General features: G+C 70.3%; 15 protein-coding genes. 9 read left to right on the forward strand and 6 right to left on the reverse strand.

Annotated features, from left to right (window positions below):
- Positions 1-273: 273 nt before the first annotated feature.
- Positions 274-936 (forward strand): haloacid dehalogenase type II, encoded by a 663-nt coding sequence (locus ACSSVZ_RS04380; protein WP_453968513.1) that lies wholly within the window; start codon positions 274-276, stop codon positions 934-936.
- Between the two features lie 35 nt (positions 937-971).
- Here ACSSVZ_RS04380 and ACSSVZ_RS04385 read toward each other — a convergent pair whose 3' ends face one another.
- The 5 genes from ACSSVZ_RS04385 to ACSSVZ_RS04405 all read right to left on the reverse strand — a co-directional run bounded on the left by ACSSVZ_RS04385 (position 972) and on the right by ACSSVZ_RS04405 (position 6,485).
- A complete protein-coding gene (locus ACSSVZ_RS04385) occupies positions 972-2,048 on the reverse strand; it encodes an NAD(P)H-dependent flavin oxidoreductase (RefSeq protein WP_453968514.1) in 1,077 nt (358 codons plus the stop codon).
- Positions 2,049-2,269: 221 nt separating this feature from the next.
- On the reverse strand, positions 2,270-2,863 hold the full coding sequence (locus ACSSVZ_RS04390) for an HdeD family acid-resistance protein (protein ID WP_453968515.1): 594 nt from the start codon (positions 2,861-2,863) through the stop codon (positions 2,270-2,272).
- A gap of 61 nt (positions 2,864-2,924) precedes the next feature.
- Positions 2,925-4,307, reverse strand: coding sequence for a M20/M25/M40 family metallo-hydrolase (locus tag ACSSVZ_RS04395; RefSeq protein WP_453968516.1), 1,383 nt, complete (start codon positions 4,305-4,307; stop codon positions 2,925-2,927).
- A gap of 289 nt (positions 4,308-4,596) precedes the next feature.
- A complete protein-coding gene (locus ACSSVZ_RS04400) occupies positions 4,597-4,806 on the reverse strand; it encodes a hypothetical protein (RefSeq protein ID WP_453968517.1) in 210 nt (69 codons plus the stop codon).
- Positions 4,807-4,889: 83 nt separating this feature from the next.
- Positions 4,890-6,485 (reverse strand): helicase HerA-like domain-containing protein, encoded by a 1,596-nt coding sequence (locus ACSSVZ_RS04405; protein WP_453968518.1) that lies wholly within the window; start codon positions 6,483-6,485, stop codon positions 4,890-4,892.
- Between the two features lie 181 nt (positions 6,486-6,666).
- Here ACSSVZ_RS04405 and ACSSVZ_RS04410 point away from each other — a divergent pair, with 181 nt between their 5' ends.
- The 6 genes from ACSSVZ_RS04410 to ACSSVZ_RS04435 all read left to right on the forward strand — a co-directional run bounded on the left by ACSSVZ_RS04410 (position 6,667) and on the right by ACSSVZ_RS04435 (position 13,159).
- Entirely contained in the window at positions 6,667-7,053 is a 387-nt protein-coding gene (locus ACSSVZ_RS04410) for a DUF2267 domain-containing protein (protein WP_453968519.1), read from the forward strand.
- Between the two features lie 115 nt (positions 7,054-7,168).
- The gene (locus ACSSVZ_RS04415; protein WP_453968520.1) at positions 7,169-7,579 is read left to right on the forward strand and encodes a DUF4332 domain-containing protein; all 411 of its coding nucleotides are present in this window, start codon (positions 7,169-7,171) and stop codon (positions 7,577-7,579) included.
- 172 nt (positions 7,580-7,751) lie between these two features.
- Positions 7,752-9,725: a methylmalonyl-CoA mutase family protein gene (locus ACSSVZ_RS04420; protein ID WP_453968521.1), complete on the forward strand. Its 1,974-nt coding sequence runs from the start codon at positions 7,752-7,754 to the stop codon at positions 9,723-9,725.
- Positions 9,726-9,827: 102 nt separating this feature from the next.
- Positions 9,828-11,990 (forward strand): methylmalonyl-CoA mutase, encoded by a 2,163-nt coding sequence (scpA, locus tag ACSSVZ_RS04425; RefSeq protein ID WP_453968522.1) that lies wholly within the window; start codon positions 9,828-9,830, stop codon positions 11,988-11,990.
- A 7-nt stretch (positions 11,991-11,997) separates the two neighbouring features.
- Entirely contained in the window at positions 11,998-12,477 is a 480-nt protein-coding gene (locus ACSSVZ_RS04430) for a cytidine deaminase (protein ID WP_453968523.1), read from the forward strand.
- A 172-nt stretch (positions 12,478-12,649) separates the two neighbouring features.
- Positions 12,650-13,159: a hypothetical protein gene (locus ACSSVZ_RS04435; protein ID WP_453968524.1), complete on the forward strand. Its 510-nt coding sequence runs from the start codon at positions 12,650-12,652 to the stop codon at positions 13,157-13,159.
- Between the two features lie 48 nt (positions 13,160-13,207).
- Here ACSSVZ_RS04435 and ACSSVZ_RS04440 read toward each other — a convergent pair whose 3' ends face one another.
- Positions 13,208-13,756 (reverse strand): glyoxalase superfamily protein, encoded by a 549-nt coding sequence (locus ACSSVZ_RS04440; RefSeq protein ID WP_453968525.1) that lies wholly within the window; start codon positions 13,754-13,756, stop codon positions 13,208-13,210.
- Positions 13,757-14,027: 271 nt separating this feature from the next.
- Here ACSSVZ_RS04440 and ACSSVZ_RS04445 point away from each other — a divergent pair, with 271 nt between their 5' ends.
- Both ACSSVZ_RS04445 and ACSSVZ_RS04450 read left to right on the forward strand, forming a co-directional pair.
- The gene (locus ACSSVZ_RS04445; RefSeq protein WP_453968527.1) at positions 14,028-14,444 is read left to right on the forward strand and encodes a DUF3574 domain-containing protein; all 417 of its coding nucleotides are present in this window, start codon (positions 14,028-14,030) and stop codon (positions 14,442-14,444) included.
- 93 nt (positions 14,445-14,537) lie between these two features.
- Entirely contained in the window at positions 14,538-15,089 is a 552-nt protein-coding gene (locus ACSSVZ_RS04450; protein ID WP_453968528.1) for a DUF1131 family protein, read from the forward strand.
- Positions 15,090-15,111: the final 22 nt, after the last annotated feature.

Genomic DNA, 15,111 nt, shown 5'->3' on the forward strand with positions numbered 1-15,111 from the left:
CGGCACGCCGTCAACCTTGCCGCCGCCGCCGGGAAAAACGTCCTCAAGTCGGCCCGATTCCCGACCGATCTGGGCAGGATATTGCTCTCCGCCCCGCCCAACCACGCCATCGCCGCCCGCGCGCGCCGTTCGACCGGGCCGGCACGCCTACCCGTCGCATGGGTCCCCTTCCCCCGCGGCCGATGCGCCCCGGCGCTGCCGCACCGCAACAGCGGTCTTGCGGCAGCCGCCGCAGGCGTGCAGAACGGACGCTCAACCGATGGGAGCCCGACGATGGCCCACGCCGTTTATGTCTTCGACGCCTACGGCACGCTGTTCGACGTCCATGCCGCCGTCCGCCGCCATTCCGGCGGGATCGGCGCCGACGCCCCGCTCCTGTCCGACATCTGGCGCCAGAAGCAGCTCGAATACTCCTGGGTCCGGGCGCTGATGGGCCGCTACGAGGACTTCTGGACCCTCACCGAGCAGGCCCTCGATTTCGCCCTGCGCAAGGTGCCGAGCGTGGACGCAGGCCTGCGCGACCGGCTGCTGGAGGCCTATCGCAGCCTCGACTGCTATCCGGAAATTCCGAAGGTGCTGACCGCGCTCCGCGACAGGGGGGCCCGCCTCGCCATCCTGTCGAACGGATCGCCGTCGATGCTGGAGACCGCCGCCGCCTCGGCCGGCATCGCCGACCTGTTCGAGGAGATCGTCTCGGTCGACGAGATCCGCACCTACAAGACCGCCGAGGCCGTCTACGAGCTGGTGGCCGACCGCTTCCGGGTGTTTCCCGAGGCCGTGTCCTTCCAGTCGTCGAACCGCTGGGACATCGCCGGCGCCAGCGCCTACGGCTTCCGCACCGTCTGGATCAACCGCTCCGACCAGCCGGACGAGTACCACGACCTGCCGCCTGCGGCGGTGCTGCCGTCGGTCGAGGGGCTTCTCACCCTGGACTGACGCGGCCTGCGGGCCGACGCGCTCAGGCCGGCGCGCTACCCCGCCAGCCGCGCCAGGCAGGCCTCGGCCTCCGCCGCCAGCCGCCGGGTGACGGCGGCGGCCGGCTCGGCCCGCGCCAGGGTCATCGCCTGGCCGGACCACAGCGACGAGAAGTCCGGCGACCCGGACTGCTCGGCCTTCGCCTTCAGGGGCGCCAGCGCCCCGCCCGCCGTCGGGAACGGCGGCGCCTCGGGCGCCAGCGGCCCGACCTCGCGCATCACCCGGTTGACCAGACCCCGCGCCGGCTTTCCCGAGAACACGTTGGTCAGCGCCGTCTCGTCGGCGCTGCCGTGGACCAGCGCCGCCCGGTGCAGATCGGAAATCGTCGCCTCGGGCGTCAGCAGATACGCGGTGCCGATCTGGACGGCCGACGCACCCAGCGCAAACGCCGCCGCGATGCCGCGCCCGTCGGCGATGCCGCCCGCCGCGATCACCGGCACCGACACCGCGTCGACCACCTGAGGGACCAGCGCGAAGGTGCCCACCTGGGAGGCGACCGCCCGGGTCAGGAACATGCCGCGATGGCCGCCCGCCTCGGCGCCCTGGGCGATGATCGCGTCGACGCCGTGATCCTCCAGCCAGTGCGCCTCGGCCACCGTCGTCGCCGACGACAGCACCACGGCGCCGGTTGCCTTCACCCGCTCGAGCAGGTCTTCCGACGGCAGCCCGAAATGGAAGCTCACCACCGCCGGCCCGAGCTCGTCGACCAGTTCCGCCATCGCGGCGTCGAACGGCGCCCGGTTGGGGGCACTCACCTCCATGCGCGGGTCGAGGCCGAGCTCGACATAATAGTCGCCGAGCCGCGCCTTCCAGGTGGCCAGCGCGTCCGCATCGGGATCGCTGGCGGCGTGGCAGAAGAAATTGAGGTTGAAGGGCTTGTCGGTCGCGGCCCGGATCGTGGCGACCTCGGCGCGGATGCCGTCGGGCGACAGCATGGCGCAGGGCTGGCTTCCGAGCCCGCCGGCGGCGGAGACGGCCGCCGCCAGCGCGCCGTCCTGGGCGCCCGCCATCGGCGCCTGGATGATCGGCAGGTCGATTTCCAGAAGATCGGTTACACGGCGGTCCGGCCACATGGCGGCTTCTCCCGTTGATGTCCCCGCGTCGCGCCCGCGCCGGACCGTACGCCCGTTCACCGAGCCGGCACAAGCGAAGCGGTGCGACCGGGCGCCACCCGCGGCGGCAGGGCGACGGGCGGCAGTCGGCGCCGGCGCTGGAGCATTTCCCGCTCAGATCGGCACGATCCGAACCAAGCGGAGTTGCTCCAGGTCTTGATTCCGGCGCCGACTGGGCCGTATCAGCGCGCCGGCTTGCCGGCCGGCGGGTCCATCGGCAGCGAGCGCGCCGCCAGCGCCACGGAAATCAGCGCCATGCCGTGGAAGATCAGGTCGATCGCCACGAACAGGCCGATGACCCAGGCGCCGGAGATCGGCCAGTTGGCGAACACCATGCCGCCCAGCAGGATCGAGACGGCGCCGGCCAGTCCCAGCCAGATCGCCGCGCCGCCCTTCACCTGGAAGGCCATCACGAGCCGCATCACGCCGATGGCGATCAGCGACGCGGCGATGAACAGCGTCAGCCAGACGGCGGAGGCGAGCGGCAGGGCCACCATCACGATGCCGGCCGCCAGGTAGACGAGGCCGATCAGCACGTGCCAGAGCGTCGACTTCCAGCCCTTGTGGCGGAATGCGCCGATGAGCTGGGCGATGCCGCCGATGCCGGCGAGCACGCCGAACCAGATGACGGCGAAGACGGTCAGCCAGTAGGTCATGCCGAGGCCGACCATGCCGAGCACCACCATCAGGATGCCCAGCGCGAGCAGCCATCCCCAGTTGCGGTGCAGATCTCCGAATACCGACCGTGCGGTCTTTTCTACGTCCAGGCTCGCCATGTCCCCATCCCTTCGCTCATCTTCGGCGCATCGGCGCCTTCGTCTTCCGAATCACGCGACGCTACAACATTCCGAGCATCCGGGCCCACGATCGCATGCCCTTGTGAAAACTGGACATCTCATACTTTTCATTGGGCGAGTGAATGCGGTCGTCGTCGAGCCCGAAGCCGACGAGAAGCGTGTCCATCCCAAGCTTGCTCTTGAAGGCTCCGACGATCGGGATCGATCCGCCCATGCCGATCATCAGCGGATCCACCTCCCATTCCGCCGCAAGCGCCGCCTTGCCGGTCTGCAGGATCGCGCTGTCGAGGGGAATCTTCAGGGCCGGGCTGGCGCCGTGGCTGGTGAAGGTGACGGTGCAATCCTCGGGCACCCGGGCGCGCACGAAGGCCTGCAGCGCCTCGACGAGCTTTGCCGGATCCTGCTCGCCGACCAGGCGGAACGACACCTTGGCGGAGGACTGGGACGGGATCACCGTCTTGAAGCCGGCGCCGGTGTAGCCGCCGATCATGCCGTTCACTTCCGCCGTCGGGCGCGCCCAGATCTGCTCGAGCACGCTGCGGCCGGCCTCACCGGCCGGCGTCTTCAGCCCGACCTGGCCGAGGAACTCCGCCTCGGAGAAATCGAGGCCGTCCCACTGGGCCCGCACGTCGGCCGGCGTCTCCGCGACGCCGTCGTAGAAGCCGGGGACGGTGACGCGGCCGTCGGCGTCGTGGAGGTCGGCCAGGATCCGCGCCACCACATGGTTCGGGTTGCGCGCCGCCCCTCCGAACAGGCCGGAATGCAGGTCCTTGTCGGCCGCCGTGACGGTGAACTCATGGGTGACGAGACCACGCAGCGACACCGAGATCGCCGGGGTGTCCCGGTCCCACATGCCGGTGTCGCAGACCAGCGCCGCCTCGGCCTTCAGTTCCTCGGCGTTGGCGTTGAGGAACGGCGCCAGGCTGGGGCTGCCGGACTCCTCCTCGCCCTCGAACAGGATGGTCACCGGCACCGGCAGGCTGCCGGTCTCGGCGATCCAGGCACGCGCCGCCTCAACGAAGGTCATCAGCTGGCCCTTGTCGTCGGCGGCGCCGCGCGCAACGATCATCTTCGAGCCGTCGGGCCGGGTGGCGATGCGGGGCTCGAACGGGTCGGACTCCCACAGCTCCAGCGGATCGACCGGCTGGACGTCGTAGTGGCCGTAGAACAGCACCCGCCCCTCGGGATCGCGCGATCCCGCCGGATAGTGGGCCACCACCATCGGCTGCCCGTCCGTCGGGCGCACGCTGGCATCGAAGCCGAGCTCGGACAGCGCATCGGCGAGCCACTGGGCCGCCTCCCGGCAGGAGCCCGCGTAGGCCGGATCGGTGGAAATCGACGGAATTCTGAGAAGGGAGAACAGCCGCTCGAGACTCTGGTCGAGATCCCGGTCGATCCGGGCGAGAACCGCGTCGATGCTCATGGTCGCCTCGCTGCACCGTCTGGAGCAATGTCAGGAAAACCGGCTTCGGTTTTCATCCGAAATTGCGGAAAAACGAATGGGTCCAGCGGGTCCACGGCCTCGGATGGGTTCGAACCCGCTGAGCCATCCACCTATGGCGCAGGTTGATGGCCCGCCGCAACCGCAACGGCGGGCGCGTGACGTGGCGAGGCCAGGCATCTGCCCCTTCGCGACCGGACGACCGGACAGATGAACCGAGGCGGTGCGGGCACCCGGCAGGAGCGGCAGGGAGGGGCAGGAAGGGCGCGGCTCAGTCCGAGCTGACGACTTCGTCGGTGCGGCGCTCGATCGCGTCGCCGGCCTGTTCGATCGCCTGCTTGGCGTCCGACCCGGCGGCGTCCACCTGTCGGTCGACCACCTGCCCGGCCTGTTCGAAACCGCCGTCCCGCACCGCCAGCCCCATCAACACGATCCCCAGGACCGCCGAGATCGCCACAAAGACAATCAGAATTCCACGCATCTAGATCCGCTCTCGTGATTCCGTCGTGAATCACAAACACAAGTCGAACGCACTCGTTCCGTCTTGCCATTTCGCGCCACGGCCTATCTGCGCAGCAGGCTGCCGAGGACGCCGCGCACCACGGCCTTCGACACCGTCGAACCGGACCTCCCGCCGACCTGGCGCCCGATCTCGCCGGCCACCTGGTTGGACAGGCTCCGGGCGACGCTGCGGGCGACACGCTGCGACGACGACAGCCGGCGACTGCGGCCGCTGCCGGTGCCGAAGATCGACCCGAGGAAGCCGCCGATGCCGCCGCCGCTCTCCTCCTGAGCCCCCGGCTGGTCCTTCGGGAGGGGTTGATCGGGCTCCGGCGCCACCGTCCCCTCCTCGGCGGTCTGCATCTTCTCCTCGGCCTTGCCGGTGAGCATCTCGTAGGCGGACTCCCGGTCGACCGGCGTGTCGTAGGCCGCAGCGAGCGGGCTGGCGGCGAGCATCGCCTGGCGTTCCTCCGGGGTGATCGGCCCGAGACGGCCCTCCGGCGGACGGATCAGCGTGCGCTGGACCATCGACGGCACGCCCTCCAGGTCGAGGGTCGACACGAGCGCCTCGCCGACGCCAAGCTCGGTGATGGCCTGGGCGGTGTCGAGGTCCGGGTTCGGCCGGAACGTGTCGGCGGCCGCCTTGACGGCCTTCTGGTCCTTCGGCGTGAAGGCGCGCAGCGCGTGCTGCACCCGGTTGCCGAGCTGCCCGAGCACGGCTTCGGGCACGTCGAGCGGGTTCTGGGTGACGAAATAGACGCCGACACCCTTCGAGCGGATCAGCCGAACCACCTGCTCGACCTTGTTGACCAGCGCCTTCGGCGCCTCGTCGAACAGCAGATGCGCCTCGTCGAAGAAGAACACCAGCTTCGGCCTGTCCGGATCACCGACCTCCGGCAGTTCCTCGAACAGCTCCGACAGCAGCCACAGGAGGAACGTCGCGTAGAGGCGCGGGCTGCTCATCAGCTTGTCGGCGGCCAGCACGTTGACGACGCCGCGGCCGCTTGCCGGATCGGTCTTCATCAGGTCGGCGATGGCGAGCGCCGGTTCGCCGAAGAAGCTGTCGCCGCCCTGCTCTTCCAGCACCAGCAGCTGCCGCTGGATCGCCCCCACCGAGGCCTTCGACACGTTGCCGTAGAGCCGCGACAGCTCGTCGGCCTTCTCGCTGACATGGGCGATCAGCGCGCGCAGGTCCCTCAGGTCGAGCAGCAGCAGGCCCTGGTCGTCGGCGAGCCGGAAGACGATGTTGAGCACGCCCTCCTGGGCGTCGCTCAGGTCCATCAGCCGCGACAAGAGCAGCGGTCCCATCTCCGACACCGTCGTGCGGATCGGATGTCCCTGCTCGCCGAACAGGTCCCAGAACGCCGTCGGGGCGCAGGAGAATGCATATTCGTCGGCGAAGCCGATTTTGCCGGCGCGCTTTTCCAGGAAGTCCTTGGGCGCACCCGTCTCCGCGATGCCGGAGAGGTCGCCCTTCACGTCGGCACAGAACACCGGCACGCCGGCGTGCGAAAAGCCCTCGGCGAGAATCTGCAGCGTCACCGTCTTGCCGGTGCCGGTGGCGCCGGTCACCAGGCCGTGCCGGTTGGCGCGCTTGAGAAGCAGATATTCGGGCTGACCGCTCGCCCCCAGAAAGATCGCATCGTCTCGAAGCAGCATGCCGCGTCCCTCCCGCCGTTTTCCCGCTTATAGAGCCGCACCCTGATCGCCTCAATCGGCGCGCACCGGCGCGACCGGCGACGCCGCACGGGATTTGCCGGCCCGGGCCTTGTTCCCGGCCCCGCTCCTGTGGCTATCTGCGACCAGACGCAACGATCTGACCCGGAACGGGAGTGACGACATGGACGCTTTGGTGGACCGCATCGTGGAGCGGACCGGCCTCGACCGCGGAACGGCGGAAAAGGCGATCTCGATCATCGTCAATTTCCTGAACCGCGACGGGCCGCCGGAGACCAAGGAACTGATCGACAAGATGCCCGGCGCCGAGCACATGATCGAAGAGCGCGGCGAAGGCGGCAAGTCCGGACTTCTCGGCGGCCTCGGCGGACTGATGGGCGGCGGCATGGGCGCCATGGCCGCCTTCAACGAGCTGACCGCCGCCGGCCTCGACATGGGCCAGGTCCAGACGGTGGTGAAGCAGTTGGTGGCGTACGCCCGCGAGCACGCCGGCGACGAGGCCGTCGACCGTGTCGTCCAGAAGATCCCGGGCCTCTCCCAGTTCGTCTGACGGGTCCCTCCGGCGCGCAGCCTCTCCCTCTCCCTCCCAGCTAGCCGGGACGGCGAAACGACGGCATCATGTCCCCGTCGGGTTGCACATAAAAAACGGAGAGGGAGACGCTGCGATGTCGAACTATTCGATTGCCAGGATCGAGGGGATCGGGCCGGCCTACACCGAGAAGCTGGCCGCCGCCGGCATCAAGACCACCGCCACGCTGCTTCAGCGCGCCAAGGATCCGAAGGGCCGCAAGGCCGTCGCCTCTGCCACCGGGCTGCAGGAGAAGCAGATCCTCAAGTGGGCCAACATGGCCGACCTGATGCGCGTGCGCGGCGTCGGCGAGGAGTATTCCGAGCTGCTCGAGGCGGCCGGTGTCGACACCGTGAAGGAGCTGCGCACCCGCAAGGCCTCCAACCTCGCCGAGAAGATGGCCGAGGTGAACGGCAAGAAGAAGCTGGTGCGGCTGGTGCCGAGCGAAAAGCGCGTCGAGGCGTGGGTCGCCCATGCCAAGTCGCTCACCCCGATGATGACCTACTGAAATGACCTCTTGACCGGCGACGGCCGGACGCGGCCCGCGTCCGGCTGCGCTGGGTCAAGGCGGACCTCCCGGACGGCGTGCGACCTGGGCGTGCGCACCCTTGCGCTTGCGTCGGGCCACGCGACGGCGCCATAACCGGTTGGCCCCACCCGCGAAGGACGAGAGAAGCCCCGTGGACGAGAACGCCCTCTTCCGCCTCGACGAGACCGCCGCCACCGAAGCCGCCTGGCGCGCCGCCGTCGACAAGGCCCTCAAGGGCCGCCCGTTCGACAGCCTCGTCGCCACCACCGACGACGGCATCGAGCTGGCGCCGCTCTATCCTCCGTCCACGACCTCCGTGCCGCTCGGCCGCGCCGGCGCCGGTCCCTGGGCGGCGATCCAGCGCATCGACCTTCCCGATCCCGAGACCGCCAACGACATCGCCCTGCGCGAGCTCCACGCGGGGGCGGCCGGCCTGACGCTGGTGCTGCCGGCCGCCCCCACCGCCTACGGCGGCGGCGTGCGCGTCACCGATCTCGACAGCCTCGACCGCACGCTGTCCGGCGTCATGCTCGACATGGCGCCGATCCGGCTGGAGGCGGGTGCCGCCGGCCGCGGCCTCGCGGCGCTCGCCGCCGCCCTCGTCGAGCGGCGCGGCCACGACCCGGCCGCCGTGGAGCTCCACTTCGGTCTCGACCCGCTCGGCGGCGGCGCCGTCGCCGGCAAGCTCTCCGCCTCGTGGGACGCGGTGGCGAAGCGCACCGGCGACACGGCGCGCGCCCTGCACGCGCGCGGCTTCCGCGCGCCCTGCTTCCTCGCCGACGGCCGCCCCTTCCACAACGGCGGCGCCAGCGACGCCCAGGAACTCGCCTCGGCGCTGGGCTCCGCGCTCGCCTATCTCCGCGCCTACGTGGACGGCGGGCTCGCCATCGCCGACGCCCTGCCGCTGGTGGGCTTCGCGCTGTCGGGCGACCAGTCCCAGTTCGCCACGATCGCCAAGATCCGGGCGCTGCGCCGCCTGTGGGCGAAGGTCGCCGCCGAGTGCGGCGTCGCCGACGCCCGCACCCACGTCCACGTGGAGACGGCGTGGCGGATGATGACCCGCTTCGACCCCACCACGAACCTGCTGCGCACCACGATCGCCGCCTTCGCGGCCGGCGTCGGCGGCGCCGATTCGCTCACCGTCCTGCCGTTCACCCAGGCGATCGGCCTGCCCGACCGCTTCGCCCGGCGGCTGTCGCGCAACACCCATTCGATGCTCATCGAGGAAAGCCACGTCGACCACGTCGTCGATCCCGCCGCCGGCTCCGGCGGGGTGGAGGCGCGCACCGAGGCACTCGCCGGCAAGGCGTGGGACCTGTTCCGCGCCATCGAGCGCAAGGGCGGGCTGCCGGCCGCGCTCGCCTCCGGCTGGTGGCAAGGCCAGATCGCCGAGAAGCGCGACCGACGCGCCGCCGCCGTGCGCCGCCGCGCGCTGCCGATCGTCGGCACCTCCGAGTTTCCGCTGCTGCCCGACCGCGCCGTGGACGTCCTGCCGGCGCCCGATGCGCCGCCGGCCTCGGCCGCCGGCAGGCGGCTGGACCTCCCGGCCGAAGGCGGCGGCGCCGGCTTCTCCGCCCTCGTAGCTGCCGCAAGCGCAGGCGCCACCCTCGCCGACATCGGCGCCGGCGCCGCGGCGTCGCCCGCCTCCGTCACCACCACCGCGCCGCTGCCCGCGACCCGCCTCGCCGAACCGTTCGAGGCGCTGCGCGACGCCGCCGAGGCCGTCGAGGACCCCATCGACCGCACGGTGATGATCGCCGGGCTCGGTCCGCTCGCCGAGAACGCCGCCCGCGCCGGCTGGGCGAAGGCCGCCTTCGAGGCGGGCGGGCTGATGACCTCGGCCGCAGCCACCCACGACACGCCGGAGGAGGTCGCCGAAGCCGCCGCCACCGCCGGCGTCCGTTGCGTCTGCCTCGCCGGCTCCGACGCCCGCTACGCCGAGATGGCGGTGGCCACCGCCCGTGCCCTCAAACAGTCCGGCATCGCCACCGTCTACCTGGCCGGCAAGCCGGGCACGGCGGAGGCCGACTACCACGAGGCCGGCATCGACGGGTTCCTGTACGCCGGCATCGACCTGGTCGAGGCGCTGTCGGCGCTGCACGCCCGGCTCGGGATCGGCGGCTGACACCGCGCTCCCCGACGCCGCTCGGCTCATGCTAGACTGGGACGTGAAGGATACGGCTGCCGGCAGCGCCGGTGGGGAGATTGCACAAGAAGGACGACGCCCATGACGGCGATCCCCGACTTCTCCGAGATGGACTGGCGCGCGCCGGACATGGCGCAGGCCCAAGCAGCCGGCGACGCCTGGGTGACGCCCGAGGACATTTCCGTGAAGTCCGTCTACGGCCCCGAAGACCGTGCCGGGCTGGGCTTCGCCGACAGCTATCCGGGCCTGCCGCCGTTCGTGCGCGGCCCCTACCCGACCATGTACGTCCAGCAGCCCTGGACGATCCGGCAGTACGCCGGGTTCTCGACGGCGGAGGAATCCAACGCCTTCTACCGGCGCAACCTCGCCGCCGGCCAGAAGGGCCTGTCGGTCGCCTTCGACCTGCCCACCCATCGCGGCTACGATTCCGACCATCCGCGCGTGTCGGGCGACGTGGGCATGGCCGGCGTCGCCATCGATTCCATCCTCGACATGCGCACCCTGTTCCACGGCATCCCGCTCGACCGGATGAGCGTGTCGATGACCATGAACGGTGCCGTCCTGCCGGTCCTGGCGCTGTTCATCGTGGCCGCGGAAGAACAGGGCGTGCCCCAGGACAAGCTCGCCGGGACCATCCAGAACGACATCCTGAAGGAGTTCATGGTCCGCAACACCTTCATCTACCCGCCGAAGCCGTCGATGCGGATCATCTCCGACATCTTCGCCTACACCTCGCAGCACATGCCGAAGTTCAACTCGATCTCGATTTCCGGCTACCACATGCAGGAAGCCGGCGCGACGGCTGACCTGGAGCTCGCCTACACGCTGGCCGACGGCATCGAATACGCCCGCGCCGGCGTCGCCGCCGGCATGTCCATCGACGCCTTCGCGCCGCGCCTGTCCTTCTTCTGGGCGATCGGCATGAACGTCTTCATGGAGATCGCCAAGCTGCGCGCCGGCCGCCTGCTGTGGGCGAAGCTGATGCGCGACAATTTCGCGCCCCAGTCGGAAAAGTCGCTGTCGCTCCGGACCCACTGCCAGACCTCCGGCTGGTCGCTGACGGCGCAGGATCCCTACAACAACGTGGTCCGCACCTGCCTGGAGGCGATGGCCGCCACCCAGGGCCACACCCAATCGCTGCACACCAACGCGCTCGACGAGGCGCTGGCGCTGCCGACCGACTTCTCCGCCCGCATCGCCCGCAACACCCAGATCCTGCTCGCCAGCGAATCCGGCACCACCACGCCGATCGACCCGTGGGGCGGCTCCTACTACGTCGAGCGGCTGACCGCCGATCTCGCGGCGCGCGCCCTCACCCACATCGAGGAGGTCGAGGGGCTGGGCGGCATGGCCAAGGCGATCGAGGCCGGCATTCCGAAGCTGCGCATCGAGGAGGCGGCCGCCAAGACCCAGGCGCGCATCGATTCCGGCGCGCAGACGGTCGTCGGCGTCAACAGGTACAAGGCCGACGAGGAAGCCAGCATCGACGTTCTGAAGGTCGACAACGCCGCCGTCCGGGCGAGCCAGGTGGAAAAGCTCGCCCGCCTGCGCGGCGAGCGCGACGAGGCCGCCACGAAGGCGGCGCTGGAGCGCCTGACCGCGGGTGCGGCAGGCGGCGAGAACCTCCTCGCGCTCTCCATCGAGGCGGCGCGCGCCAAGGCCACCGTCGGCGAGATCTCCGATGCCATGGAGGCCGTGTTCGGCCGCCACAAGGCCGAGATCCGGACGATTTCTGGCGTCTACAAGCGGGAGAGCGGATCGATGGGCGAGAAGATCCGGAAGGTTCAGGAACTGGTCGAGACGTTCGAGGAGAACGACGGCCGGCGGCCGCGCATTCTGGTCGCCAAGATGGGCCAGGACGGCCACGACCGCGGCCAGAAGGTGATCGCCTCGGCCTTCGCCGACCTCGGCTTCGACGTCGACATCGGCCCGCTGTTCGCCACCCCGGAGGAATGCGCCCGGCAGGCGGTGGAGAACGACGTGCACATCGTCGGGGTCTCGTCGCTCGCCGCCGGGCACCTGTCGCTGGTGCCGTCGCTGAAGGCGGCGCTTGCCGCCGAGGGCCGCGAGGACATCCTGATCGTCGTCGGCGGCGTCATCCCGCCCCAGGACTACGACGCCCTCTACCGCGACGGCGCCACCGCGATCTTCCCGCCCGGCACGGTGATCGCCGATGCCGCGGTCGATCTCGTCGCAGCGCTCAACCGCAAGCATGGCTACGCCCCCGCCCAGGCGGCGGAATGAGGCGCCGGTGAGCGATCCGGACGACGACGGCAGCCGGCCGCTCTCCGGGCTTCCCGCCGACGACCAGGCGCTCTGCCGGGCCGCCTTCGCGGCGACGGCGAACGCCCACGTGCCCTATTCCCGCTTTGCCGTCGGCGCCGCCGTGCGCACCGCATCGGGCGTCGTCTATCAGGGATCGAACCTCGAGAACGCCTCCTACGGCCTGGCGATTTGCGCCGAAGCCGCGGCGCTGGTGGCGGCCAACAACGCCGGCGACCGCATCGTCACGGCCATCGCCGTCACCGGCCACCTGATGAACCCGGGAAGCAGCCCCGCAATCGTCGTCACCCCGTGCGGGCGCTGCCGGCAGATGATCGCCGAGTTCGCCGGCCTCGCCCGGGCGGACATCGCGGTGCTGTGCTGCACCGGCGACCTCTCGCGCGTCCTCGCGACCTCCATCGACGCCCTGCTGCCGCACTCGTTCGGGCGGCATTCGCTGCCGGGCTGAGGGCAGCCCCACGCTGCCGCGGACCGCTGCGCAAGGCCTCCGCCGCCTGCCCTCGTCCGCCGCCTTGCCCGCCGGGCCCTGGCGGCGAGAACCGGCTCCCGGAAGCAAGCCCGGAGACAGCCTCGGGCGCTTTCCTGCCCCGTCCGCAGACGTGGGGCCGGGAATCAATCTCATGCTTGTTTCGCTATCGAACCGTCGGTCCGCGCCGCGCGCGCTGACCACCGTCGCGCTGGTCGTCCTGTTGGGCGCACCATCGGCGTCCGCCTGGCCTCCCGTGGGTTCTGCGAAGGCTCAGGCATCCGCATCGAACGACGTGCCGGTCCAGCAGGTGGGCGACCGTGGATGGGGCGGTGCGCCGCCGAGCTGGCCGGTCGGCCGGCCGGGCGCATCCATCTACGACAAGCGCCGCGCGGCGGACTGGGGCGCGGCCGCGGCGGCCGGGGCCATCGGGCTGGACGCGATCGACACCTGGGCGCTGCAGAATGCGGGGCCGCCGCCCGGCTCCGTGTATCCAGGCCCGGCGGCCCCGGTGTCGGCACGGCCGGATCCGAACGAGATCGGCCCGCGCCAGCCCCGGCCGGAGCCGGGCCCGGACGCGATCGGCCCGCCATCGCCGACCCGAATCCCGGAACCGGGCGGCTGCTACACGACCGGCCCGGATCTCATCTGCCCGAACGACTGAAGCACTTCCCGATGAGATCAGAGCGCTTCGATCAGAGCGGGACAGGCTCTAGCCGGACCCGACTTCCATGAAGCGGAGCCGGTTGTTGAACGGGTCGGTGACCTGCACCTCCAGGCGACCGTCGACCGCCTCCAGACCCGGCTTCATGTAGCGATAGGCCTTGTCCGTCAGTTCACGGTGGAACGCGCGAATCCCGGTCATGTAGACGCACGCGTTTCCGCCCGGCGAGGCGTCGCCCGAGTGCTCCGAAAGATGCAGCGCCAGGCCGCCGCGTGACACCTGGGTGTAGAGGGGAAAATCGTCGCCGTAGCGGTGCTCCCAGTCGACCCCGAAGCCGAGGAAACCGAGATAGAACTCGTGTGCCTTGGCCACGTCGAAGATCCGCACGATCGGCACCGCCCGCTGAAAGGCGATGCCGTCCGCCGGCGCGGCCGGCGGGTCCCCCTGGATCTTCGCCGACAGCACGTTCCAGCTTGCCAGCCCGAACTGCCGGGCAACGATTTCCAGCGCCACGGTGTGGGGGATCGTCACGTCGCGCTCGGCGAGCGCCTCGCGCATGGCTTTCGCCATCGCCTTCGCATCACGATGGTCACGCATGTCCGTTTTCCTCGCTGAAGGGCAAAGCGCTCGTCGGTGCTCGCGTTGCCGACGTCTTCGCCCATCGGTCGAAAACGGCAGCGGCGTGGAAAGCGGAGATGTTCACCATGTCCCGGACGGGATGCGAGCTGCGGGCCATCTCCAGGCCATGCCGCCAGACTATCCCGGCAAACGTGCGGTTTCCAGACCCCGCCCCGGAGCGCCCGCTCCGCTTTCGGGCCAAACAATGCTATTGCGGATGCCTGTGGAAACGTTGCCTTCGGAGGTCCCCATGGTTCGCATGTTCGCCTCGGCCGTCCTGGCCGCATTCCTCGTGCTGTCTCCGCTCGCGCTCCGCGACGCATCCGCGCAATCCGCCCCCGCGATGGTTCAGTCGATGCTCTATTTCGGGCTGGTCAACGCGGACGGCGGCGTCAGCGAGCAGGAGTGGTCGACCTTCCTGGCCGACGAGGTCGCTCCGCGCTTCCCGGACGGCCTGACGGTTCTGTCCGCCTACGGTCAGGGTTCGTCGACGAAGCCGGGCAACCTGCCGATGCTCGGTGCGACGACGAAGGTCCTCATCGTCGTCCATCCCGACACCGCCGTGGCGACCGGCAAGCTGGCCGAGCTGAAGAGCGCCTACAAGGAACGCTTCGGCAAGATCGGCGTCTTCCATACGCGTCAGGCGGTGGAAATCGTCGCGGATTGACCGTTCGTTCACCCTGATGCCGCCCTATGGGCCCACCGGCCGGACCCATCGTCCGGCCGATCCGTTTCTCACCCTGTAACCAGGAAGGACACCATGCGTTTCGCGTTGATTGCCGCGCTGGCCCTGTCGCTGGCCGGCTGCGTTTCCAGCGGCGGCGATGCCACCTACCCGACCGAAACCTACCTCACCATCACCAGCAGCGGTGCCGGACCGGTCAACGGATCCACCCGCTATTCGGAATCCGCCCTCAAGGAAGCGCTGCCGTGGGGCGAGGTCCGCACCGTCCAGACGGCCCAGGAGAACAGCACCTCGTGGACGCTCGCGGTGTTCCGCGACGGCATCCAGGTGATCCAGGTCTTCAAGGGCGCCGGCGGCATGGTCGGCGAAGTCCACGGCGTCACCCAGCACCTGACCGGGCCGCGCGGCGAACGCATCGGCATGTCCATGGCCGAGGCCGGCGTCAGCCGCTCGTCCTGCCGTGTCGGCCAGAACCTGTGGCGCGGCATGGCGGTGTGCCCGTCGCGCGGCGCCAGCGACGTGACGCTGGTGTTCGCGATCCCCGGCTACGGCGGACCGTTCGACGAACTGCCGAGCGCCGGCGACCTCAAGGATGCCGAGCTTCAGCGCATCATCTGGAAGTCCTGACCGGCCAGTCCTCCCGGGTGTC

It is taken from the genome of Amorphus sp. MBR-141, from assembly GCF_053628695.1.